The following is a 24,060-nucleotide window of genomic DNA, read 5'->3' as shown; positions in this document are numbered from 1 at the left end:
ATGACCTTAACATTGCAAAATAGAGGAAACGAGAAGTTGGGTATAAGGGTGCTGGGGATCATCAAGAACCTGATCCGTTAACCCATTTTCAATGACGCGGCCATTTTGCATGACCATCAGCCGATGCGATAGTAAACGGGCAACGGCTAAATCATGAGTAACGATAACAACGGATAACCCAAGGTTTTGAACGAGGCCTCTTAAAAGATCCAAGAGCTTTGCCTGTACAGATACATCTAGCCCGCCTGTGGGTTCGTCCATAAAAACGAGACGTGGTTCGGTAACAAGATTTCGTGCAATTTGAAGCCTTTGTTGCATGCCACCAGAAAAGGTTGAGGGCAGGTCATCTAGTCTTTCTTCTGAAATTTCGACCTTGGATAGCCAGTCTTGGGATGTATTACGAATATTGCCATAGTGACGCCAGCCAACAGCCATGAGTCTTTCGCCTATGTTTGCGCCTGCACTTACACCCATTCTCAAACCATCACGTGGATTTTGATGAACAAAAGCCCAATCTGTACGCATAAGAAAGCGGCGCTCTGGTTCCGTCATTTCAGTGAAAAGGTCACGATTTCCATCGTGCCGGGTGTTATAGGAAATCGCCCCTTTTGTCGGCTTGAGTTGTGCTGACATGCAATTGAGGAGAGTAGATTTTCCTGAACCTGATTCTCCAACAATACCAAGAACTTCACCAGGTCTGAGATCAAAAGAGATATTCTGGCAACCGACCCTGTCGCCATACATCATGGATAGATTTTCTACTTTTAATAAGGGCTGCAAAATGGTGTTCATTTTAACGCCTCCGATTTACGGTTTGTCATCGCAGGGAAATGATTAATGTTGTTATTGGCGCCATAGTGACCGTTGTCTTGACGATCTTGGCAGTAATCACTGTCGGAACAGACAAACATTCGGTTGCCTTTGTCATCAAGGATGACTTCGTCAAGGAAGCTGGTTTCTGAACCACAAAGAGTACAGTTTTCATCCCACGCCTGAATTTCAAAGGGGTGATCTTCAAAATCAAGACTCTCAACTTTTGTATAAGGCGGGATCGCGTAAATACGTTTTTCCCGACCGGCTCCAAACAACTGAAGAGCTGAACAGTTATCCATTTTAGGATTATCAAACTTTGGCGTAGGAGAAGGGTCCATAACATACCGACCGTTTACTTTCACAGGATAGGCATAGGTCGTTGCGATATGGCCATGTCGTGAAATATCTTCGTATAATTTTACATGCATGAGGCCGTACTCTTCCAGTGCATGCATTTTGCGTGTTTCTGTCTCTCTTGGTTCTAAAAATCTGAGCGGTTCAGGAATGGGAACCTGATAAACAAGGATTTGACCTTCTTGTAGAGGCTCTTCCGGTATCCTGTGCCGGGTTTGAATAATTGTGGCTTCTTTGGTTTTTTCAGTGGTGTTGATATTGGCCGTTTTCTCAAAGAACTGTCTGATACTGACGGCGTTTGTCGTATCGTCGCTTCCTTGGTCAATAACCTTTAATGTGTCGTTGGGTCCTAAAATAGTAGCCGTAACCTGGACGCCACCGGTACCCCATCCATAAGGCATCGGCATTTCTCGCCCAGCGAAAGGTACTTGATAACCGGGAATAGCAACGGCCTTCAGAAGAGATCTTCTGATCATTCGTTTTGTCTGTTCATCAAGGTAGGCAAAGTTATACGACGACTTGAGTGTATTGCTTTTGGACATGTTCTTATTCCGCGGCCTGAGACGTTTGTTCTTGTGATGCTTTACTTTCTTGTCGCATGCGGCGAACAAGGCCGAGTTCCGCTTGGAAATCGACGTAGTGCGGCAGTTTGATGTGCTCTACAAAGCCCGTTGCCTGAATATTGTCACTGTGGGACATGACAAACTCTTCATCTTGCGCAGGTGCAACGATCTCTTCGCCGAGCTCCTCGGCGCGTAAGGCACGATCAACGAGTGCCATGGAAATGGCCTTACGTTCGTTTTGCCCGAAAACTAATCCATACCCTCGGGTGAATTGGGGCGGTTCTGTTTTTGAACCTTGAAACTGGTTTACTGTTTCGCACTCTGTAATTTCAATGTCACCAATATCAATTGAGAAACCCAATTCTGGAGGCTCAATTTCGACAGCAACCTCGCCTAATCTGATTTCACCAACAAAGGCGTGATTGCGGGCATATCCTCGTTGGGTGGAATACCCAAGAGAAAGAATAAAACCTTCGTCTCCGCGCGCCAGGTTTTGTAAACGTAGATCCCGGTTGGCTGGAAAATCCAAAGGTTCTCGTGTTAAGTCACCAACAGGAGCATCGTCGTCATCTTCATGAATAGTTTCTTGTTGTATGAGACCTTCCTTGTTTAAGAGGTTGCCAAGTACCCTTGGCATATCATCTGAAATGGGGTGAGTAGCTCTTTCTAGTTCGTCAGGTGTTTTTTCTGTTTCCATCAAATCAAAATCCAACAAACGATGGGTGTAATCGAATGTTGGGCCAAGGATTTGTCCTCCGGGTAGATCCTTATACGTGGCAGAAATTCTACGCTCGATATGCATTTTGTCGGTTTGTATAGGGTTGCTATAAGCAAACCGAGGTAGAGTTGTCCTGTAAGCTCTGATTAAGAAGATGGCTTCGATGACATCACCTCTTGCTTGTTTAATTGCTAAAGCGGCAAGATCTGCGTCGTAAAGAGAGCCTTCGGCCATAACACGACCAACTGATAGACTAAGTTGCTCACGAATTTGGTCGATAGTTAGTTCGGGAATTGAGCTGGAACCACGTCTCTTCTCTGCAAGGAGCTTGTGAGCATTTTCAATGGCTTTTTCACCACCTTTTACTGCGACATACATTTTAGAGCTCCAGTTCTGTTGTGCGTGGCAGAGCTGCCATGGTTGATGGGGCCGCAAAAATGACATCAATTCCGCGAGGGAAATAGGTTCTGTTTGTCTGAGACCAGTTCCAAAACTCCTTATTTACGGGAGTAGGTTTGAATGAGTTCGTATTTTTTATGCCGGGACCTCGTAGCGTTAATTCAGTGCCAGTATCTAAATGAGATACAGACATTAAAATTGTTGCTGAGCGATCGGGGTTTTCTGTCGATCCCAAAGGTAGCTTCGAAAGAGATGGGGGATCAATTCGACCATCAACAATAGCAAACAGACAGTCTTTTGGATCTTCTACGATGGGACACCCAGTATAAAACTGTAAATAGGTGCGTGCTTCGGGGGTGTCCATTTCAGGAGACAGCCATACAGGTGTATCCATATCTGCCAGGGTTAATAATATCGCTGTAATCGTAGGGTTTAATTTTCCCGGATTTGGGCAGCTCACTGGTAGGTTTGATATTTCTCCTGGCCGAGACATGGCCTCCAATACGGCTTTAAAAATTGCTGTAGAATCAAAAACGGGATGCTGTAATCCAGATAAAGTTGTTTGTTTCATCATTCGTCTTCTCCTCGGACCATGGTGAAAAAATCAACTTTTGAAGCCGCTATTTTGGATTTTCGATCTTTTCGGCGTGTTTTTTGTTGTAAGGCTATAGGAGAAATAACACTCTCGAGCACTTGTTCAGACCACGTTTCATCTTGTAGCAAGGCATCAAAAACAGCGGCGAGTTCGGCATGTTTATGATCGCGTCCTTTGACGTATGAATATCCAACCATCCCGTTTTCCATACAGACCGTGCAACGGCTCATGGACATTTCGCCAAGATTGAATTTTTGACCATCGCCGCCAGCCCTTGCGCGCACCATGACCAACCCGGTTTCTGGTTTTCTTAAAAACCGATAAGCCAGTTCATTTAATTTTGGTCTTTTTTTTGTAAAGGAACTCCAGCTTGATTCTAATTCTTGAGTTGAGCTACGAGCTAAAACCGAAATCCAATGCTGACGGTGTTGAACGCTATCGCTTTGGGCTCGTTGGTTTGGGCTTTGGGTCACATTTTTCTCCTATCGACAAATTCAATATTTGTCTAGACGTCTATACATATATTGGTTATAGATGCCTTGTTCGTCAAAGACCATTGACGACAGATGAAAGTTTTATGAACTTTAGGAGACAGCGCTATGGAGTGGGAAAAGGGTGAGGCTATTTGGAAACAAATTGGGCGGTTCTTACTTCAAGACATAACTGGAGGAACATATAAGCCGGGGGAAAAACTTCCTACGGAGAATGAGATCGCCAAACGCTTCCAGGTAAATCGACATACCGTTCGAAGTGCAATTGCGGCTCTTACTGAAGATAATGTTTTGAGAGTAGAGCAGGGGCGTGGAACCTTTGTCCAAGAGACTGTTCTGGATTATCCGTTAGGCAATAGGACACGATTTTCTCAGATTGTATCTGGAAGGCATCGCCTGCCTGATAAACATCTTGTCGAAAGTAAAATAGAGTTTGCAAATAAGCAGGTTTTGAAGAGGCTTATGCTAAGCGGAAAGACGAAGGTGATACGACTTGAATCAGTGAGTGAAGCTGATGGAATTGCCCTCGCTTATTCAGTTAGCTATTTACCTGCGGTCCGGTTTAAAGGAATAGAGAAAATTTTTACGAAGACAAAATCTCTTACAGAAGCTCTCAAACAATATGGTTTAGAAGATTATACGCGGAAGAATACAAGAATAACGGCCCATATGCCGGATCGCCGAACTTCTGAATTTTTACGACAATCAAAAAACAAACCTGTTTTAATAACGGAAAGCGTAGATATCGATACAAATGGATTGGCGATCCAATTCGGGATAACCCATTTCGCAAGTGAACGCGTTCAACTTTTTGTAGAAAACAAAAACATTAACTTTTAAGTTTTGAAACAATTTGTCCATCAAAAAAAATATCTCGGCGGTTGCGGAAAACTGAAGAGAATAAAATAGGGCGGGGGGAAAGAGCGGGCTCTTTTTATCTGCTAAAGGTCGGCCGAGAGGTTTTTGGGATTTGGTACAATTGATACAAATAATAATAGTCTTGGAAATGAAGCGGATACCTAAGCTCTTTATCTTCCCAATGAATTATTGAATAAATTATTGGATAACAATTGTGAGTGTTTCAGGGCACTCTGTATTTGTAATAGTGATATTTGAGGGATCTCTGATGGAGACCGGCTTTGCTACCTTTGATTATGAAGGAAGATTGTTATCCATAAATGATAGCTTTCTTAATATTCCTGTTGATGAACTAAGCTCTCTTCTTAATGCTCAGGTTGAGCGGGATATTCTTGAACAGGTGTTGCTTTCTTTTACACACTTATCCAATTTTCCCAATGATAAAGTTAATCTTCTTAAGCAATGGCAGTTGTCGGGGGAAGGAATTTTCTTACAGGGAGAAACGGGTGTTCAGTTTCTTTTGTCTAAGTATAAAACGCCAGATGGTGGAACATGCTATTTAAAAGTTCCTTACTCAAACGATGTTGAGATTCAAGTAGATCATTCTCTCAAGATATTACTGGATGCGATCCAATCATTAGATATTGGTATCGCACTTTATGATGAAAACTTGTGTTTTGTCTTATCCAACAAAAGGTATGCCGATTTGGTTTTACCAGAGAATTTACGGGAAAAAAGCGATGATGTTTTCCTGCCTGGGCGAAGTGTTCGAGATATTACAAAGGATTTAAATTCATCGGATGCGTTTCTTTTACCGAGCGGCCTTGCTTTGGAAGAATGGAATAGTCAGACCGTTAAGGGCATAATGAGCTATGCAAAAAATATTGAAACCTCACGTCTGGATGGCCGTCTGGTTTTGAGTTCAACGCACAAAACAGGGTTTGGTGGCTATCTGCTAACCATTCGGGATATTACTGAACAACGTCATGCGGAAGATGCACGTCGGGAAGCGGATATGTTGTTACATAAAATCGTAGAAGCTTGCCCGGCAAATTTTTTGGTTTCCAGAGTATCAGATGGGAAAATCATATACTTCCCCCCAGCTTCTCGTGATCGGTTTGGGGATATCGAAACGGCTAAAAGCTTCTTTATTAAAGCGGAAGATAGAGAACAATATTTGGATGCCTTACTTCCTACAGGAACATTAGACGATTACCGAGTACAGTTTCGCCGTCGGGATGGTACAATCATGCAGGGTTTAACATCTGCTCGTGTAACCGATTATAAAGGCGAAGATGTCATCGTCTCTTCGACACGCGATATTACCGAACAGCTTCAAATACAAGATGAGCTGGTAACACAACGCGAAATAGCACATCAAAATGAAAAAATATCTGCTCTGGGAGGATTACTGGCAGGCGTTGCTCATGAATTAAACAACCCGCTGTCTATTGTTGTTGGCTACGCTTTGATGCTTCAGGATAAAACAGATGATCCAGAAGTTAAGCGCCGGGTGGAACGTATTGGGATAGCTGCGGAACGCTGCGCCAAGATTGTTAAAACATTCTTGGCGATGGCAAGACAACGTCCGATGCAGGTTGAAAACTGTAACCTCAATGAAGCGGTTGAGGTGGCTTTGGATGTTGCAGGTTATGGCATAAAAGTTTCTGGCGCAGAGATATCTCTCGCTTTGGCACCTGATCTCCCCGCTGTTTCTGCAGATTATGATCAAATGGCGCAGGTCTTTACCAACTTAATTATCAATGCTGAACATGCGTTGGCGGATAAGGGAGATAAAGGAAAATTGATTATTCGATCTTCTTTTGATGACTTATTAAATGAGGTTGTTATTGATGTTGTAGATAATGGCGTTGGCATTCCCAAAAATATACAACCCAGAATATTTGAACCTTTTTTCACAACCAAGGATGTGGGGAGTGGAACTGGTGTTGGCTTGGCTTTTTGCCACCGCATTGTCGATGCGCATAATGGTCATTTATCATTTCGGTCTTCGATAAATGAAGGAACATGTTTTAGTGTTAGAATGAAGGCTTCGCAAGATATTAAACGAGAGAAGAAAGATCCTCAGCCTATCGAAAAAGAGTGTAGGCATCACCGCGTTTTGGTCGTTGACGATGAAGTTGATGTGGCCTGCCTCATTAGTGATATTCTTGGTGATGAAGGATATCATGTGGTCACAATGAATTCAGCAAAGTCTGCTTTAGCTGAACTAAAAAAACATGATTATGACGCGGTTTTGAGTGACGTTAAGATGCCAGGAATGGATGGCATAGAGTTTTTACGTAATATTACCATGAAGTTTCCAAACCTTGCACCTCGGACAGCCTTTATAACGGGTGATGCTATGAGCCCGACAGTAGCAGAGTTTATTGAGAATTCAGGATGCTTGTATTTAGAAAAGCCAGTTGCACCAAAAGAGTTATTAAAAATGTTGCAACGGCTTATTCAAGAAACAGAGAGCCAAAAGGTATGAGTTCATGAGCGTAAATGGATACAAGATCATTGTATGTGATGATGAACCTCATTTACGTGAAATGGTGGGGGAATACCTTAATGAAAGAGGGTATGACATCGTCGAAACGCCAAACGCCTCTGCTATGTATGAGGCATCAGAAAAATATGTGCCTGATCTTGTTATTTTGGATATCAATATGCCAGGAGAAGATGGTTTGGCAGCTCTTCGCAATTTGCGGAAAACTTCGGATGTGCCCGTAATTATGCTCACTGCAGCTTCCGAAGTTATTGATCGGGTCGTTGGGTTGGAAATGGGGGCAGATGACTATCTAGCAAAACCTGTCGATTTGAGAGAGCTGGAAGCGAGGATTAAGGCTGCTTTACGTCGAAGACCAGGAGGGATATCCGAAGAAAGACCAACCGCGCAAAAGGGATCAATGAGTTTTGGTTTATGTCGATTGGACTTTGATCGTGCGCAATTATTTGATGGCCAAAACAATGAAGTTCCAATTACGGCGATGGAATTTAGCCTGTTGCGGGTTTTTGCTGAAAATAAAGGGCGAGTCTTAAATAGAGATCAATTACTGGAACAGGCTCATGATAGAGGATGGGAGCCCTTTGACCGGTCTATTGATCTTCGTATTTCGCGATTGCGTCGAAAGATAGAGACAAACCCGACGAAGCCTGAGGTTATTCGTACAGTTAGGGGCATAGGATACGTATTTGGCTAAGTTTTCTTGGTTGTCTGCAAGCCCATTCATTGAATTGATACCCTGAAGTGAAAGTGACGCAGTCGTGTCCTAGACTTTTCCAAACTTATCATTTCGACGGTGATGAGGGGATAGTAGCCATTGTTGGTGATATCGAGATAACCGTTTCTTCAAAATGTTCCGTCAATAATGTCGGTTAGATTGATAATGTTGCCATCATTCGGACAAAAGTCTGTCACCGGGTCTTTAAAGCGGAGATTGTTTGGTTGATACAATCGATACTTTGTCTGAAATTATTTAGATAAAACCTTCTGTAAGAATGGTGAACGGGTGCAGTGAAGGTTTCAAACTTTCAATCAGTTGTGATGAATAAAATAATCATTAAAATTCTTAGATAAAAAAAATTGTGATTTCGATGATTCATTTTGAACCTTCTTTCTTTTTATACCGACAGATCTTGTAACCAAAGCGTTTGGATGCTTGGAAATCAAAATTGAATACTAAGAACGAGGAAGTCACGATGAATAAATTTAAGAAAATATTATTGGGCGCAAGTGTTGTTACGCTTGGTGTCGGTAGTGTGATGATTTCAAGTAATGTTCTTGCAGCATCAAGCGGTAATTCTGAATATGTTGATAATGTGAATTTGGGTTTTCCAGGTTATGCTGCTGTTATCAATATCAAAAACACATCAGTAAACAATAACTTTAAGACTATTAATTTAGATGTTCTTGAAGATAAGTTAAACTTTAAGATAAGTGGCACGGTCACTTGTAAAGATAAAAATAATGTTAAGTTTCTAGGTGCTCATGTATACTTTGGCGGCGTTGGAATAGGTGGTCTTGGGGGACTATCAACAAGTGGGACGCTTTTTCATGATACCATTGATGTTGGATATACGGATGGTTCTCATTCCATATCAGAATACACAGAAGACACATTTACTGTACCTTTGAATGAGGTAAAAAACGGGCACCCAGCTTTACGTGTTGATGCTTTGAAGGAGCTTGATAAAAAGTTGCAAGCCTATGTTCAAGGCGGTGGTGAAGCGATTGAGTTTTATAAATTAGATCAGGAAGTTGTAATTAATCGCCCAATTTCACTCGCCGCAATATGTGGTAAAAATGGTAATAACACTGTTGGATTTGAAACTAAAAATCACACAATCCAAATTAAATATGAAGGCGATCCGAATTTGAAGCAGGCGCCGATGTTAAATGCGCAGCTTGGTGGAAATTTACCTAATCAAATAAATCAAAATCTACCACTTCAGTTATCCCAAGCAACTTTCCAACCGAATATGCCGCATCACATTGGAAAATGCGTACCAGATAGTAACCCGACAATTCGTGTGAATTATAAAGGTACAGGTAAAGGTAACATTAGATTTAAAGTCGGTGAAGAAGAGGGAAATTTTGTGATCTTTAACTCTAATCAAAGTAGCTATAATTCGGCAGATCAAATGAATAGATATTTTGATTTTGATTATCCGCTAATTGAAAAGATGAACCAAGACCAATTTAAATGGTGGAAAACGATCAATAAAACATACAACCATTCGCTCACAATTAAAGCACAAGTTAAAGACCAAAACAGTGATAGCTATGGGGCATGGAAAGACTTTGGAACAGCAACCTTCAAGCATCGTTGCACGCCACAAGTAAAGGTTCTTACTTCACCAGGTTTAGGTGGTTATCAGGGGCAGGAAAACTCTAACACATCGATAGTAAAGCCAAATTTAAAAATGAAGCCACAAAGAGCTCCTTTAGATAAGGTTTCACCAAATACTGAAAAACCTAAACGCTTAAAAATAGTCGAGCCTGAATAATATCGTAATAAGTGATTAGGAGAAGACAGAGCTGGAATTTTCAGCTCTGTCATTTCTTTTGGTGTAAGTTATTCGTGTATAAAATGTGTCGAGCAAAGATCTCTTGATACAATTGATACTCTAGAATTCTTGTTCAACACATTGATCTCTATAATATCTTATTATTGAGATTTATGTAGGTTCTGCCTAAGGGAATGTCGGGCGTGCGCTTAAGAATTAGCAAAGTTCTGTATTTTAAATTAGCTGCCTTTATAAGCTCAGCTTTTTTATTGTCGTTCTCTGCTCAACCGACGTTGGCAGACTGGGTCGCAAATTTTGCGCCGCCAGAGCATTCCAATTCAAAAATTTTAATCGATCTGCCTGATGACCTGGATATTATTACCCTTACTACGCTTGGCGTTGAGCTTGACGGGATAGATATTACTTCTTTGCTTTCTCTGGACGGTACTGATTTTATATATCAGCCTCTAGAAGCCTTTGATAATGGCGAGCATATCCTCAAACTTGTGACGTTAAATGCTGATGGTTCATCTGAAGAAAAGCAGAAATGGAGCTTTAATCTTTCAGGGAAAAATCAAGGTAGTCTGGATGATTTAACCAATGGTTCTGAAGAAGTAGAGATGGCCGAAAGGTTGTTGCGTTCCGCTTATTTTCGGGCCGATACACTTACTGAATTTAGCAGGCGTGTTGTCCAACAGAATATCGGGCATGAGACCAATCGTTCCACCCTATCAGGTAGCGGTGATCTGAATGGTGGCTTTTCTGCTGGAAAATGGACTGTTGATGGGCACTCCAATTACTTGGTTCAAAGTGATGTTGACCAAGCTCAGACTGAGCATCCGATTGATATCGGTGAATATGATATAAACGCCAATTATCAAGGGGATACGATGGTTGGTGGGTTTACGCTTGGGCATCACGATACTGGGCTTGAGACGTTAATTGTCTCTGATTTTTATCGACGTGGGGCTTCCGTGCGGATAGGCACGAGTGATCGCAGAGTTGAAGCGCAGGGGTTCGCATTTGGTACTGAATCTGTTTCTGGTGCTTCTGATTTAACGGGGCTAAATAGTACCGAAGATCGTCTAAAGGGCGTTAGCCTCTCTGTTAAACCTTTTTCGACTGATGTCGATGCACTGAAATTGATAGGAACATATTACGACGGTATGGGCGAGGGGAGTGGTATCGGGGTTTCCGATCTGGATAGCGCAGCAACGGGCTCAGGCTGGGGACTTGGGTTAGAGAAAAGCTTTGGACAACAGAGAACCCGGTTAAAGGCCCAGTACGCACATGCCTTGTTCGATCAAGATGGTGATAGTGGTGATGCGCCCAACGATGGCAGTGATGCTGTTTCCTTGTTGGTAGAGCATCGTTTGTTTGAAGAGGGGCCCATCATTGGTAATGACACGCTCGATATTGATGTGGGCTTTGGGTATGACCGGGTTGATACTTTCTTTGAAAGCCTTGCTAATCCGGGTTTAGTTTCTGATCGTGACGCTTATACGGCATTTAGTAATCTCTACTGGGGTGCTTTATCTGCAAATGCATACGCATTGCATGAAACGAATAATGTTGATGATCTTTCAAACGTTCCGACTGATCAACTTGATAGTCTCGATTTAGGTGTGAATTACTCATTTGATCAACAAACTGGTTCAACGGAGTGGCTTGGTACGCCATATGTGTATGTATCAGGATATGTTGCAAGTTTGGGACGTGAAAAGACACCAATCGGTTATGATGGGCCGGATACTGATAATTTTTCGTCGTCACTAACCTTAGGAGGCGGCTCCAGTTATGAGGCGTGGTATTGGTCTGCTTCTCATACTTATTCTCAGTTTAATGATTATACCAATGAGTCGAGTGATACGGCTGATAATTTAACAAGTCTGAATACCGGGTGGAGTGTTTCTGATAGGCTTGATCTCACCGGTGGGCTACAATTTGGTATCTTTGAAGATTTGGATACAGATAAAAATAGTTTCAATACAAATGTATATTTAGGAGCATCAGCAGAGCTTGTTCCAGATAAAGTTGATTTTAATATTGATTATAATTTGAACCTTGCGAACGGTAGTGGCGACTCATCTGATAGTCACATTGTTAACAGCGAGGTAGAATGGACCTTCCTTCAACCGCGCACCAATCGCCCAGGTTTGGCATTGGCCCTCAGAGGATCGATGGAGGAATTAAATGGAAACTCAGATAGTGCTCAAAATGAAACAGAGTATCAAGCCTACATGGTGTTACGCGTTAAGGCGCCATTCTCGTTTAATTATTAAGGCTGCATTACTTCTAATTGTTGGACTGGCTTTACCCTTAACAGCTCAAGCCAATGTTAGTTCTGTTAACGTAAGTCCTGCGCGGGTGAATGTTCCTGTGAAAGGTGCGTCATCTCTTTCAATAACCTGGAATGTTACGCGTTTCGAACCTACGGCACCAGCCACAGTTCCGGTCAGCTCACAGAATGCACTTTTACAAATCAATGGCGTAACCGTAGCTACGCTTGGCGGAACTCTGTTCAAACAATCTACATTGGCTCCATTGGCAAGTGAAACATTACGTTTTAGTGAAGTACTGCCAATATCTGCGGCGCTTGCTCGGAAAATAGCTGAAGCACCAGCGGGATCTGTTTTGATTTCAAGGGCTTTTACGGATACTCAATTAGCAGGAGTAGGTCGAGTACGGATCTTTGCAGGTGCCGGCACATCAGGAGAGCTTAGTATCAACCGTATAGATCTTCATTTTGAGAATGACTCCCGGACCGATGTTATTCCAAAAGGAGATAGCAGAAGAGCAATTGCTGATATTAACTTTCGGAGCAGCGGTGTGCTAAGAGGGGAATGGAGGATCATTGATCCAACGGCAAGTCTTGGTAGTGCACGTGGACGTGTCTTACAGGTTGTTCGTCAACAGCTGGTCAGCTCTGGTCAGGGACGGACACGTATTATTAGTCCTGTGCTACCAACGACAAAGAACGGTCTCTACCTTATTACTTTTAGCGTGGAAAATGCGGACGGTATTTCCGAACTCCCTGTATTGAAGTATTTTGTGTTGGAGGGGGCTGGCAATGCGCCTGAGGATAACTTAAGCGCTTTAAGTCCGGGAAATGGTGCGCGAATTACGGCTAACACAATTTTCTCGTGGGAAAATATTCCCGGTGCTTTGGCATATCAAGTTGAGATATTCCAACCCGGAGGCACAAAAATTATATCTGGAAAAGTTGTTCCTGGTAACGAACTAAAACTTCAGCTTTCAGAGTTCTCCTTAAGTAATCTGGCCTCTGGAGAAAGTTATGACTGGAGATTACGTGCATTTGATAAAAAGGGACACGTCATAGGTTCTTCCCCCCGTCAATTGATATACAAGCCATAAAGGCAATTTTTATGACTGAAAACGATACAGCATTTTCGCAGTTAAAACTTATCAGCAAGGGCGATGAAACCGCTTTTGCTGATTTTTATCATCTTTTTGAAAAGCGCCTGTATCGTTTTATTAAATCAAAATTGAACGATTCATTCGAAGCAGCCGACATACTAAATGAGACCTTTTTGGAGGTTTGGCGTAAAGCCGAAACTTTTGAAGGGCGCTCCAAAGTATCAACCTGGCTATTTGGAATAGCGTATTACAAGACGGTGGATCGGATGCGTAAAAGAACAGATATACCAATGGATAGCGATAATTTTCCCGAAACAGTGGATGATAGTCCGGATGCAATGGCATGTCTTTTAACTGCTGAAAAGAGTGATCATATCAAATTTTGTCTTGATACTCTTAAAGCCGTTCAGCGCGCAGTAATGCAATTGGCATTTTTTGAGGATCTTCCTTATTCAGAGATCGCATTAATTGTTGATTGCCCGGAAAACACTGTAAAAACGCGTATGTTCCATGCCAAACAGGCAATGAAACGTTGCCTGTCTACGCGTATGGGAGGCTGAACATGAGTAGAAACATTGAAGAGCTCTTACCATTTTATGTGAATGGTAGCTTAGAGGGTGAGGATCTTGAGATTGTAAAAAAGGCACTTTCTGAAGACAAAACCTTACAAGATGAATGTATTTTTTTACAAGGTCTTAGAGAAGAAGTCTATAATCAGGGTGTTGAAAATTCACCCGGTGAATTCGGACTGAAGAGATTACAACGAGATATTTCTAGAGAGAAAGTAGCTAAAACAAAGTTCGTTCCAAAGAACAATACTGTTGTTACTTTTGGAACGCGTGGTTGGCGCTTAGCGGCTATCGCTGCATGTATTGTGCTTTTGTTTCAAACTGTTTATGTGCTGCCTCAATGGCAAAATGATGATGATCTGATTGCTGCAAGCGGAGGAAGTATCCATCAAGCGCGTGGCCCAGTTGTTTCAATTACATTTGTTCCTGAAGCACAAGAAGAGAACATTCGAGAATTGCTACTTGCTGTTGACGCCAGAATTGTTGATGGCCCTTCTGCTCTGGGTGTATATAAACTTGTCCTTACAAAAGATCCTGAAACCATTATATCTAAACTTCTTGCACATAAAAATTTGGTTGAGACAGTGCAGCGTGAAGGTGGGGAAAGTGGTGGGCAGTAATGTTGCGTTCTTCATTCATATTTTTACTGTTATCTGTGATGCTTGGTACATCAGGCATAACCTTTGCCCAAACATCAAGTGACCCAAGCCGGATACCTTTACCGGCAGGGCTCGATAGTAAAGGTGATGTGAGATCAAAAGGGCGGCCTGACATTGTTTTTTCTGGTCTTCGTGCAAGTTGTGTCCGTCCAGGTAGTATTATAACAATTAAGGGAAAAAACTTTGATCAGCTGGATAGAAAAAATCTGGCTCTTGATGATAATGGGAATTTGATTGAGCTTGATGTTTTAAGTAAGAACAATACTCAAATTTCAAGCTATCTCCCTAAGGATAAAATTAATCTTAATAGAACTTATGATATTGTTTTTTATAGTAAACGCAACTTTGAAGCAGCAGAAAAAACAGGATTAAGTGTTCGTATATGTCCTGCGAATGGTGAAATGTCGAAAGATATTGCAAGGGTCCAAGATGTTCTGATTTTGGTTGATGGTGCCCAGAAAAATGCAATTTTAGGTGAATTACAACGTCGTCGTTTGCCTGTTGTCCAGATATTCACTTTGAATGCGCTTCAGTCCGTCTTGGTTCAGACTCGGACAAGTAATGCAAAAATCGTTATTCAAGAGCTAAGAAATAGTTTTCCGCAAGCCGAGATTGATTTCAATAATGATCTGACATCCTCTTCTAACCCTAGACTGTACGCAAAAAAAGCAATTGGCTGGGATGACAAGAGCGGATGTCATTATTCACAATTGGAGTTTCCAATTGGTTTGTTAGACGGGGCGATTGATAAACAGCATTCAGCATTTCTTGATCAGAATATCATTTCACGTGAGTTTATTGATGATGAAATTGCTGATAAAACTCATGCGACCTCAATAGGATCTATTTTAATAGGTAACTCTGCTCAGCAGGGGTATTCGGGGTTAGTTCCTGGGACGACACTTTACAATGCAGTTGTTCTTCGGGTGTCTGAAACTCGGGAGCAATTGGCAAGTACAATTGCGGTGATACAGGGATTGGACTGGCTCTTGAGCAATAAGGTGCGGTTGATAAATGTATCTTTGAGTTCAGAAATAGCAAATAGAGTACTGATCAAAGGGTTTGTTATATCTCTTGAGCAAGGTGCAATCGTGTTCTCGAGTGCTGGTAATCAAGGCGCAGATGCGCCTCAAAGCTATCCTGCTGCAATAGAGGGGATCTTTAGTATTACAGCGATTGATTCGCTTGGTAAGATTTATCAAATGGCCAACCAGGGACGTTTCATAGATTTTGCGGCCCCTGGTGTGGATATCTGGGCGGCTGTACCCGGAAATAAAGGCGCTTATGTTTCCGGTACGTCTTTTGCGTCTCCTCATGCTTTGGCAATAGCCTCTCTCACCTTGAAAAATAATCCTCTGGTCTCAAGAGAGGTTTTGTTAAAAGCCCTCACTTTTTCATTGGTAGATCTTGGTGTGCCCGGACGCGATCCGGTATTTGGCGCTGGATTACTTAAAAGTGTGTGTTGATTTTATTTCGAGATATTTGAAAATATAGTAAAAATAATACTTAAATATTTTTTTTGAACCTTTTCTCTCATTGGCACGGCTTATTCCTGGACACAATATTTGGTGTCGAAATATCCACATAAATGTGGGTAGCGAAAGGGAACAACGATGTTGAAGAACTTCAAACCGACTTGTTTAGCGTTTGTCACAATTGGATCAATAGGAATGTTAAACATGCCTGCTCATGCCTGTAATGAAATTACGACAGTCGCAATTCAGGGAAGTGATGGTGCGGAACTGAATGTAAAAGTAAATGATGTTACTCTCATTAATCATAAAGGATCACATTTTAATATCATTCCAGCCGACTTACTGCTTGAAGGTGAAAACGACTTTAAGATAGAGCTGATGACTGATGATCAAAATGCTACTGGGCGAGCAGAAATTTTTGTTGCTTGTGCGGGTGATTTTCCAAATGAACCTGGTGAAAATTCGAACGTTTTAGCCGAATTGAAACAAAAAGGATCTGGTAAACAGGAAACTGTTTTCCAAGTAAAAGACTTGCCGAAGTACGGCTACCTATCAGCATCATCAAGCTCTGACGATGGGTTGTTGGAAGCAATCGATATGATGCGTCAGGCGGCAATTTCTGGTGATAAAGTTGGATATCTCGATTTCCTTGAACCAATGATGAAAGATATGGCTGTAATGGTTGACGCTCCGCCTGCTCAATTTATTGAAGGTATGGTTACTGAGTTATTAAGCGGTACTTATGAAATATCTGAAACAGAAGATATTGAAGTCACCAAAATTTTAGGTGGTCGTGCGTATCAGGTGGTAAATCAGAAAGGTGATGGGCCAATCAAATTTGAACAAAAAGAGGATACAAGCCACACAGTATTAACTCAGGCCGCATTCTGGATGAAAACATCTGATGGTTGGAAGGTCTTTCGACAATAAATGTGACTCACTAATTCTATGTTTTAAATAGTGCTTTCTCCTGAACGATATTGAATTGCCACCATAATTGAAATAGATCTGATTAAGCTTGTTTTTGAATGGTGAGATTTTGTATGACCGATGGGAAAAGCGTGGTTAAATATGATGTCGTTGTGGTAGGTGCTGGGATGGTTGGGATCTCTTGTGCTTTGTGGCTACAAAAAAGCGGGCTCTCGGTTTGCTTGATTGACCGCCAGCCTCCTGGTGCAAGTACAGCTAGCGGCAGTGCATGTACCTTTGCTGACTATGCTTGCATACCGATCAATTCGCCTTCCTTGCCCCTTAACATTCCAGCGATGGTTTTGAAAAAAGACAGCCCGCTGGCAATCAAGTGGAACTATATCCATCGGATGTTGCCTTGGCTGGGGCAGTTTTTATCGAACTGTCGACCTCATCGTGTGACTCATATTATTGATGGGTTGGCGGGTATTTTATCTCATGCCGAGAGCGGCCTGATGCCGTTAATTGAAGAGGCAGGGGCAACTGATCTCATTCAGCACCGTGGATGTCTTTATTTATATAACAGTGTTAAGGGTTTTGATGCCGCGGGAGCTGATATCCTTGCCAGAAGAGAGCGTGGCGTGTCGCTTCGTGAAATCTCTGCTTCTGAAGTACAAGATTTGGAGCCAGCCCTTGAACACATTTTTCATAAGGGCGTGTTTTTTAACAAGGCGTTTCAATTTCTCTTTCCAGGGAAATTGATCGAACGGTTTACAGAACACTTTGTTCGACAGGGTGGGGTTTTTCTATCGGAAAATGTAAGGGCGATAGAAAACACGGGTACGAAGGGTGTTTCTATTCAGTGCGATCAAACGCAAATTCTGACGGAAAAAGCCGTTGTTGCGGCAGGGGCGCATGCCTTGGCACTGCTTCCTGCACTTGCCTGGAAAATGCCCTTGGAGACAGAGCGCGGCTATCACATCATGCTAAAGGCAAATAATGTGGAGCTTAACCGCCCGGTCGGGTGGGCCGAAAAAGGTTTTTACATGACGCCTTTAGAGGACCAGATACGGATTGCAGGAACGGTTGAGCTTGGTGGGTTACAAACCAACTATACGGACCGTCTTTTGAATTATATGGAAGCCACGGCAAAGGAAGTGTTGCCTGGATTGGGTGCGAGAGAGAGCTCATGGCTTGGCTTTCGGCCATCAATGCCGGATGCCTTGCCTGTTATCGGACCTTCGCCACAGGATAAAAATATTATCCTTGCCTTTGGTCACCAGCATGTTGGACTGACTTTAGGAGGTATAACAGGGAAGATTGTTTCCTCAATTGTTGAGGGGAAAGATATTGCCTTTGATATTTCTCCTTATAGCCCACAACGTTTTCAATAGCCTGCACGTTGTCTATCATTTGGGTTCAAGGAGCGAAGCCACGGGCCCCCGAACATCTAAAATATCATGGATAATTTCGCGCCATTGGGGGGGGCGTATATCTCGCCCATCCAATGACACTGTGATAGGCATTCTCTTACATGCTGCCCTTATGAATGTAACGCTATTTCAGCATCCACTCATGGGCAGGGTCATTGTGGAACTTCCAAATGCGTTTTGGGCCAGCCATGACGTTGAGGTAATAGAGATCATATCCGTGCGGCGCACCGCAGGGGTGGTAGCCTTCGGGGACGAGGACAACATTGCCATCTTCGACGGTGATGGTCTCGTCCAGAGATCGGTCGTCGGTATAAACGCGCTGGAAGGCAAAACCCTGAGAGGGGTTGAGGCGGTGGTAATAGGTCTCTTCCAGTAGAGATTCATCCGGCAAGGCATCACGGTCGTGTTTGTGTGGCGGATAAGAAGACCAGTGTCCGCCGGGGGTGATAACCTCGACAACAAGCAGGCTGTGGGCGGGCTCTGTCTCGGGTAAAATGTTGGCGACGTGCCGGACATTGGTGCCTTCACCTCGAGTTTCTTTACCAGCTTGATCGGGGCCAATGACACGGGCCTTTAATCTGGTCTCTTCCATGTCACTGGGCGCTGAGCAAATCGCGAGTTCGACTTCGGTTGTCGCCTCTATTGACCAAAGGCTTCCCGCAGGAATGTAAACCGACCAGGGTTTGCCTTCGAACGGAGACATGCGTTCGCCAAGGATGCCGAAGTCTTGATCATCAACCTTAACGCGGCCTTTGCCGGAGACAAATACCAGACAAACTTCTCTGTCATTAGTTTGCTGTGAGAGTTTTTGGCTTTGGGTAAGTTTATGAACGTTAAAGCCAACATAGGTCCAACCCGCACTCTCCGGGGTGACTTCGATCACACGGCCGGTGGAGGTTGGCTCAGTCGGTTTGACGAGAAGTTTGCTCATGATTCTATCCTGTCGGTATTTAGGCGGCTTGTTCAATCAAACCCGCTTGGGTCAGGTAATTTGTGAGGTTCTTGTGGCCTAGTTTGGCAAAGGCCAGTGCGGATATCTGATCTGAATATTGCTCGGCCTCTACGATAACCCAGCCGCTGTAGCCTTTAAGCTCTTTCAAGGTGGCGACAAAATCGATCAAGCCGTCGCCGGGGACAGTATAGACACCCTTGATGATGGCATTGAGAAAGCTCAAGTCTTCGGCGGCAGATAACTCCATGATATCTTTGCGCACATCTTTTGTATGTACGTGGCTGATCCGGTTGAGATATTGCCGTGCTAAGGCCGCTGGATCTGCTCCCGCCCAGGTGGCGTGACCGGTATCAAGCAAGAGATGAACAGAAGGTCCGGTTGCAGCCATAAAGGCGTGAATGTCTTCTTCTGACTGGACGATGGTGCCCATATGATGATGGTAAACCAAACGAACGCCTTCAGCCAAAACCGCATCGCCGACTTCGGTAATCTTGCGCCCGAACTCTGCCCAATCGCCATGGTCCATAACCGGACGTTGGGACAACGGGATATTTATATCGCCGTGGATCGCATTGGATGTTTCGGCAAAAACCAGAACGTTAGAACCACAGGCCTTCAGTAAATTCAGGTGAGGGCGAAGATTCTCCAACTCATCTTGTATGGAGCGAACTAGGAGTTCAGACGAATACCAACCAGAGACAAGGTCCTGTCCATGTTTGGACAAGACTGATTTTAGCGCATTGGCTTCACGGGGGAACTTGTTGCCAAGCTCCATGCCGACAAACCCGGCTTCACGGGCTTCGCTCAGGCACTGTTCAAGTGTAATGTGTCCGCCAAGTTCAGTCATGTCGTCGTTTGACCAGCCAATAGGATTGGCACCGATACGAATGGCCATAGGGTTAGTCTCCGATACGTTGTTGCTTTAGGGCGTCGAGATATTTTTCTCGCGCCGCGTTTACGTCGTTTTGCTGTGATATTTCTGGAACCGCGACATCCCACCAGTGCCCACCAGCTTCGGTTGAGGCAAGGGGATCTGTATCGATTACGATGACGGTGGTTCGATCATTTCCTTTGGCTGAGATCATTGCCGCTTCAAGTTCCGTGATGTTGGAAACCTTGGTCGCAATTGCACCCAAACTTTCTGCATGAGCGCGAAAATCTATGTCGGGTAAGGACTGGTGATGGGTGTGTTGCAGAAGGTTATTAAAGGATGGGCTTCCTGTGCCGCGCTGGAGCCGATTGATACAGCCGTATCCTCTATTGTCGAGCAGTACAATTGTTATGCGATGCCCCAGAAGAACAGAGGTTGCGATTTCTGAGTTCATCATCAGGTAAGATCCATCACCGACCATGACAACGACTTCGCGGCTCGGATCTGCCATCTTTACGCCCAGACCGCCTGCGATTTCATAACCCATGCAGGAAAAACCGTACTCGACGTGATAGCCGCCTGTTCTGCCTGCCTGCCAGAGCTTGTGCAGTTCACCGGGGAGACCGCCAGCAGCACAGACGACAACGGTATCTTCATCAGTCGTGCGTTGAACACCGCCAATGACCTGCGCATCTGTTGGATGAGACTGATTGTTTGGGGCCGTCACGGCGTTGGCGTCTTCGAGCCATTTTTGATATTCGGTGACCCCTGTTTCAGACCAGCTGTGGTCCGCGTGCCAACCCTTAAGGTGTTGGCTGAGTTGTTTAAGGGTCACATCGGCGTCCCCAACCAAAGGGAGAGAGCGGTGTTTGGTGGCATCAAAGGGCTGGATGTTTACTCCAAGGAACTTACGGTCCGGGTTCTTAAATAACGCCCACGACCCTGTGGTGAAATCTTGTAATCTTGTCCCAACGGCAATGAGTAAGTCAGCCTGTTCTGCCAGCGCATTGGCGGCAGATGTGCCCGTTACACCGAGTGCACCCATGTTGAGCGGGTGATGGTGAGGTAATGCCGATTTTCCGGCTTGGGTTTCTGTCACGGGAATGTTGTGTTCTTGCGCAAACTTTAACAGGGTTTCAGTGGCTTGGGAGTAATGCACGCCACCGCCCGCGATGATCACAGGCTTGGTAGCTGCTTTTATGGCGGCAACGGCATTTTCTAGCTCATGAAGATCCGGCATGGGGCGGCGAATGCGCCAAACTTTTTCTTCAAAGAAACTTTCGGGGTAGTCATAGGCTTCGGCTTGGGTGTCTTGGCACAAGGCCAGAGTAACCGGGCCGCAATCTGCGGGATCTGTTAATACCGCCATTGCTCTATTTAGCGCAGGGATGATCTGTTCTGGTCGGCTGATGCGATCAAAATATTTGGATACTGGTTTGAAACAGTCGTTGGCGGATATTGTTCCATCGCCAAAATCTTCGATCTGTTGCAGTACCGGGTCAGGGGCTCTGTTTGCGAAGACATCGCCGGGAAGAAGCAGGAGCGGGATTCGATTAACATGGGCGAGGGCGGCAGCCGTTACCATATTGGTAGCACCTGGGCCGATAGAAGTCGTGCAGACCATCACCCGGCGGCGTTTGGAGGCTTTGGCAAAAGCAATGGCAGCATGTGCCATACCTTGCTCGTTATGAGCGCGATAGGTCGGGAGGTCCTCTTGAACGAGATAGAGCGCTTCGCCTAGGCCTGCGACGTTGCCGTGGCCAAAAATAGCCCAGACACCGCCAAAGATGGGCAGGATTTCTCCGTCGATTACTGTTTTTTGAGCAGCCAGGAACCGAGCGACGGCCTGAGCCATTGTTAATCTAGTCGTCTTCATTGTGTATTTTCCAATCCGGCCTAAGAAGCCAATCGGGTGGTATTTTGGACTTCGAGCCAGGCATCGGTCAATCGGCGGAAACGGTTTGCCATATCGGTAATGGCTTCCTCGTCGCTGATTTCCCCTTTTAGCCAGGCTTCGGCTGCTGTTGCAAAGATTGTACGCCCAACCGCGAAGCCTTTGACATGTGGAGATGTTATTGCAGAGGCAAAGGCTTCTTTTAGTTCTTCTTCAGGAGCCTCTAACCCAAGGAGGACAATACCCCGGCAATAGGGATCATTGCTTTCAATGATATTCCCGATGTTTTTCCAAGCGATTTTACTGGTTTGTGGCTCCAGTTTCCACCAATCGGGTTTAATGCCGAGATCATAGAAGCGCTGCATCGCTGTTGAAATTGTCTCATCATCAAGAGGGCCATTTTTGCCAGCAATGATTTCAATCAAGAGCTCTCTGCCCACGTTTCTTGCTGCTTCGTATAAACGAAGTAGGGACGTTTCCTGTTGTGCCTTCAACTCATCAGAATCACCCGGATGATAGAAACACAGGCATTTAATCACATGATCAACCGGCCATTCGTTCAGGTGCGATCCCAAGTCCTTGATCTTATCAAAATCTAGGGGTCTTGAGCCAGGCAGTTCAACGGGGCGACCAATCCATAAGGGGTGTTTCGACGCATCATAAAGCGCTTTTACGCCATAAGTGCTGTCGAGCAGCATGCCATAGTTTGGACGCCCGTTGGCAACTTGTGCTGCGGCTTTGACAGCGAGGCGCTTTACCTCTGGAATACGGTCATAGGAGACACCCGCACGATCGGCCATTTCCTCAAGTTGAGATCTGTGGTCGATGGCAAAGGCCATCAAGGTATCATCGGCTGGCCTACGGGTGGTTGCCCAGTGGACATGGTTGATATCGGTGTCCTTACGAAGAGATTTGTGCTCACTGCCTTTTTCAAGGAAATACTGGAGTTCATCCCAGGTGGGAATTTCCGGCGAACAAAGAAGTCTGGAAACAGCAAAAGCTCCACAGGCATTTGCCCATTTGGCGCAGGTTTCAAAAGGTTCATCCCGGAGCCATCCGCGCAAGAAGCCCGACATAAAGGAATCTCCGGCGCCAAGGACGTTATAGACTTCAATTGGAAAGCCCGGTCCTTTAATGCCGTCGTCGATGCTTTGGGGAATATCTTTGGGATAGATGACACAGCCCATAGGGCCGCGCTTTAGAACAATGACGGCAGCACTGAGAGACCTGATTGTATTCAAAGCTTCTAAAGTATCTTCCGATCCACCCGCAATGTGAACCTCTTCCTCGGTACCGACGATCAAATCGCAATCTTGAAGGATGGACTGGAGGTGTGCCGTCACAATTTCTGATTTGATGAAACGTTTTTCTCCAGCTTCGTGACCAGCAAGACCCCAAAGGTTGGGGCGGTAATCAATATCCAGAATAATTTTTTTCTTTTCAGCCTTTGCGATTGCCATCGCCTTACTACTGGCAGCCGCGACAGTTGGGGTCGAGAAGTGCGTTCCGCTGATTAAGACTGATTTGGATTTCTTAATAAATTCAGGATCAATGTCGTCTTCGCAAAGAGCCATATCGGCGCAGTTTTCGCGGTAAAAAATCAGAGGAAATGTTTCATCGTCACTTACGCCGAGAAGCACAAGTGCTGTGAGACGATCCTTGTCGGTTACCAAGCCTTCGACAGCTACGGACTCCCGCAGCATTTGCTCGCGGATGTAGCGCCCCATTTGCTCGTCGCCGACACGAGAGATAAAGCCGGATTTCAAACCTAGCCGAGAGGTGCCAATGGCGATATTGGCTGGACAGCCCCCGACAGACTTGGCAAAACTCGCCATGTCCTCCAAGCGTCCGCCGATTTGCTGGCCATAGAGGTCAACAGAGCAGCGGCCTATGGTAATTACATCTAGTTCATGTGCCAGATCATGTTTTTGTGTCATGTCTAATATCGTCTCTGTTGCTAAACTCTAACTATTATAGTGTCTTAATTTTTATCTGTTTCGAGGACCGTTTTTGTACCGGGTGATTTTTGATCGTTGGTATTCAGTTGTGTCTTAAGAATCGTAAAACGGTCATTTTGCGTATCTTGTTCTTGTGAATATGAAACACATATTCTATA

At 44.4% G+C, this 24,060-nt stretch carries 20 protein-coding genes; 11 read left to right on the top strand and 9 right to left on the bottom strand.

What is annotated here, in order from left to right:
• Positions 1-6 precede the first annotated feature (6 nt).
• The 5 genes from phnK to phnG are packed head-to-tail and all read right to left on the bottom strand — an operon-like array spanning position 7 to position 3,915.
• Positions 7-792 carry a phosphonate C-P lyase system protein PhnK gene (phnK, locus tag ACFSKO_RS12990; protein ID WP_380252215.1) on the bottom strand — a complete coding sequence of 262 codons (786 nt, stop codon included), beginning with the start codon at positions 790-792 and terminating at the stop codon, positions 7-9.
• Positions 789-1,709: an alpha-D-ribose 1-methylphosphonate 5-phosphate C-P-lyase PhnJ gene (locus ACFSKO_RS12985; RefSeq protein ID WP_380252213.1), complete on the bottom strand. Its 921-nt coding sequence runs from the start codon at positions 1,707-1,709 to the stop codon at positions 789-791. Before ACFSKO_RS12985 ends, phnK begins: the two co-directional genes overlap by 4 nt.
• Positions 1,710-1,713: 4 nt before the next feature.
• Positions 1,714-2,826, bottom strand: a complete 1,113-nt coding sequence (locus ACFSKO_RS12980; protein WP_380252211.1) for a carbon-phosphorus lyase complex subunit — start codon at positions 2,824-2,826, stop codon at positions 1,714-1,716.
• Between the two features lies 1 nt (position 2,827).
• Positions 2,828-3,421, bottom strand: a complete 594-nt coding sequence (gene phnH, locus ACFSKO_RS12975) for a phosphonate C-P lyase system protein PhnH (RefSeq protein WP_380252209.1) — start codon at positions 3,419-3,421, stop codon at positions 2,828-2,830.
• Complete coding sequence (phnG, locus tag ACFSKO_RS12970; RefSeq protein ID WP_380252207.1) at positions 3,418-3,915, bottom strand: phosphonate C-P lyase system protein PhnG; 498 nt, start codon at positions 3,913-3,915, stop codon at positions 3,418-3,420. The genes phnH and phnG overlap by 4 nt, the downstream gene beginning before the upstream one ends.
• 126 nt (positions 3,916-4,041) lie before the next feature.
• Between phnG and phnF the strand changes: the two genes are divergently transcribed.
• The 11 genes from phnF (at position 4,042) to ACFSKO_RS12915 (ending at position 18,188) form a co-directional block, all read left to right on the top strand.
• A complete protein-coding gene (gene phnF / locus ACFSKO_RS12965; RefSeq protein ID WP_380252205.1) occupies positions 4,042-4,773 on the top strand; it encodes a phosphonate metabolism transcriptional regulator PhnF in 732 nt (243 codons plus the stop codon).
• 286 nt (positions 4,774-5,059) lie between these two features.
• Entirely contained in the window at positions 5,060-7,285 is a 2,226-nt protein-coding gene (locus tag ACFSKO_RS12960; RefSeq protein WP_380252203.1) for a hybrid sensor histidine kinase/response regulator, read from the top strand.
• Between the two features lie 4 nt (positions 7,286-7,289).
• Entirely contained in the window at positions 7,290-7,997 is a 708-nt protein-coding gene (locus ACFSKO_RS12955; protein ID WP_380252201.1) for a response regulator, read from the top strand.
• Positions 7,998-8,496: 499 nt separating this feature from the next.
• Positions 8,497-9,804 carry a hypothetical protein gene (locus ACFSKO_RS12950; protein WP_380252199.1) on the top strand — a complete coding sequence of 436 codons (1,308 nt, stop codon included), beginning with the start codon at positions 8,497-8,499 and terminating at the stop codon, positions 9,802-9,804.
• A 203-nt stretch (positions 9,805-10,007) separates the two neighbouring features.
• Positions 10,008-12,086, top strand: a complete 2,079-nt coding sequence (locus tag ACFSKO_RS12945) for a hypothetical protein (RefSeq protein WP_380252197.1) — start codon at positions 10,008-10,010, stop codon at positions 12,084-12,086.
• Positions 12,022-13,179: a hypothetical protein gene (locus ACFSKO_RS12940; protein WP_380252195.1), complete on the top strand. Its 1,158-nt coding sequence runs from the start codon at positions 12,022-12,024 to the stop codon at positions 13,177-13,179. Before ACFSKO_RS12945 ends, ACFSKO_RS12940 begins: the two co-directional genes overlap by 65 nt.
• An 11-nt stretch (positions 13,180-13,190) precedes the next feature.
• Positions 13,191-13,742 carry an RNA polymerase sigma factor gene (locus ACFSKO_RS12935; protein WP_380252193.1) on the top strand — a complete coding sequence of 184 codons (552 nt, stop codon included), beginning with the start codon at positions 13,191-13,193 and terminating at the stop codon, positions 13,740-13,742.
• 2 nt (positions 13,743-13,744) lie between these two features.
• Positions 13,745-14,371 carry a hypothetical protein gene (locus tag ACFSKO_RS12930; RefSeq protein WP_380252191.1) on the top strand — a complete coding sequence of 209 codons (627 nt, stop codon included), beginning with the start codon at positions 13,745-13,747 and terminating at the stop codon, positions 14,369-14,371.
• Positions 14,371-15,876, top strand: coding sequence for a S8 family serine peptidase (locus tag ACFSKO_RS12925; protein ID WP_380252189.1), 1,506 nt, complete (start codon positions 14,371-14,373; stop codon positions 15,874-15,876). The genes ACFSKO_RS12930 and ACFSKO_RS12925 overlap by 1 nt, the downstream gene beginning before the upstream one ends.
• A gap of 150 nt (positions 15,877-16,026) precedes the next feature.
• Positions 16,027-16,815: a hypothetical protein gene (locus tag ACFSKO_RS12920; RefSeq protein ID WP_380252187.1), complete on the top strand. Its 789-nt coding sequence runs from the start codon at positions 16,027-16,029 to the stop codon at positions 16,813-16,815.
• 113 nt (positions 16,816-16,928) lie between these two features.
• Positions 16,929-18,188 (top strand): NAD(P)/FAD-dependent oxidoreductase, encoded by a 1,260-nt coding sequence (locus ACFSKO_RS12915; RefSeq protein WP_380252185.1) that lies wholly within the window; start codon positions 16,929-16,931, stop codon positions 18,186-18,188.
• 163 nt (positions 18,189-18,351) lie between these two features.
• Here the strand turns inward: ACFSKO_RS12915 and iolB are convergent, their stop codons facing one another.
• The 4 genes from iolB to ACFSKO_RS12895 are packed head-to-tail and all read right to left on the bottom strand — an operon-like array spanning position 18,352 to position 23,881.
• Positions 18,352-19,158: a 5-deoxy-glucuronate isomerase gene (iolB, locus tag ACFSKO_RS12910; RefSeq protein WP_380252183.1), complete on the bottom strand. Its 807-nt coding sequence runs from the start codon at positions 19,156-19,158 to the stop codon at positions 18,352-18,354.
• A 19-nt stretch (positions 19,159-19,177) separates the two neighbouring features.
• Positions 19,178-20,074, bottom strand: coding sequence for a myo-inosose-2 dehydratase (gene iolE / locus ACFSKO_RS12905; RefSeq protein WP_380252181.1), 897 nt, complete (start codon positions 20,072-20,074; stop codon positions 19,178-19,180).
• A gap of 4 nt (positions 20,075-20,078) precedes the next feature.
• Positions 20,079-21,926 carry a 3D-(3,5/4)-trihydroxycyclohexane-1,2-dione acylhydrolase (decyclizing) gene (gene iolD / locus ACFSKO_RS12900; RefSeq protein ID WP_380252179.1) on the bottom strand — a complete coding sequence of 616 codons (1,848 nt, stop codon included), beginning with the start codon at positions 21,924-21,926 and terminating at the stop codon, positions 20,079-20,081.
• Between the two features lie 20 nt (positions 21,927-21,946).
• Positions 21,947-23,881, bottom strand: a complete 1,935-nt coding sequence (locus ACFSKO_RS12895; RefSeq protein WP_380252177.1) for a bifunctional 5-dehydro-2-deoxygluconokinase/5-dehydro-2-deoxyphosphogluconate aldolase — start codon at positions 23,879-23,881, stop codon at positions 21,947-21,949.
• Positions 23,882-24,060 lie beyond the last annotated feature (179 nt).

This window comes from Kiloniella antarctica, assembly GCF_042682825.1.
In the GTDB taxonomy this organism is placed as follows: Bacteria; Pseudomonadota; Alphaproteobacteria; order Kiloniellales; family Kiloniellaceae; genus Kiloniella; species Kiloniella antarctica.
This window is presented reverse-complemented; position numbering and strand designations above follow the sequence as displayed.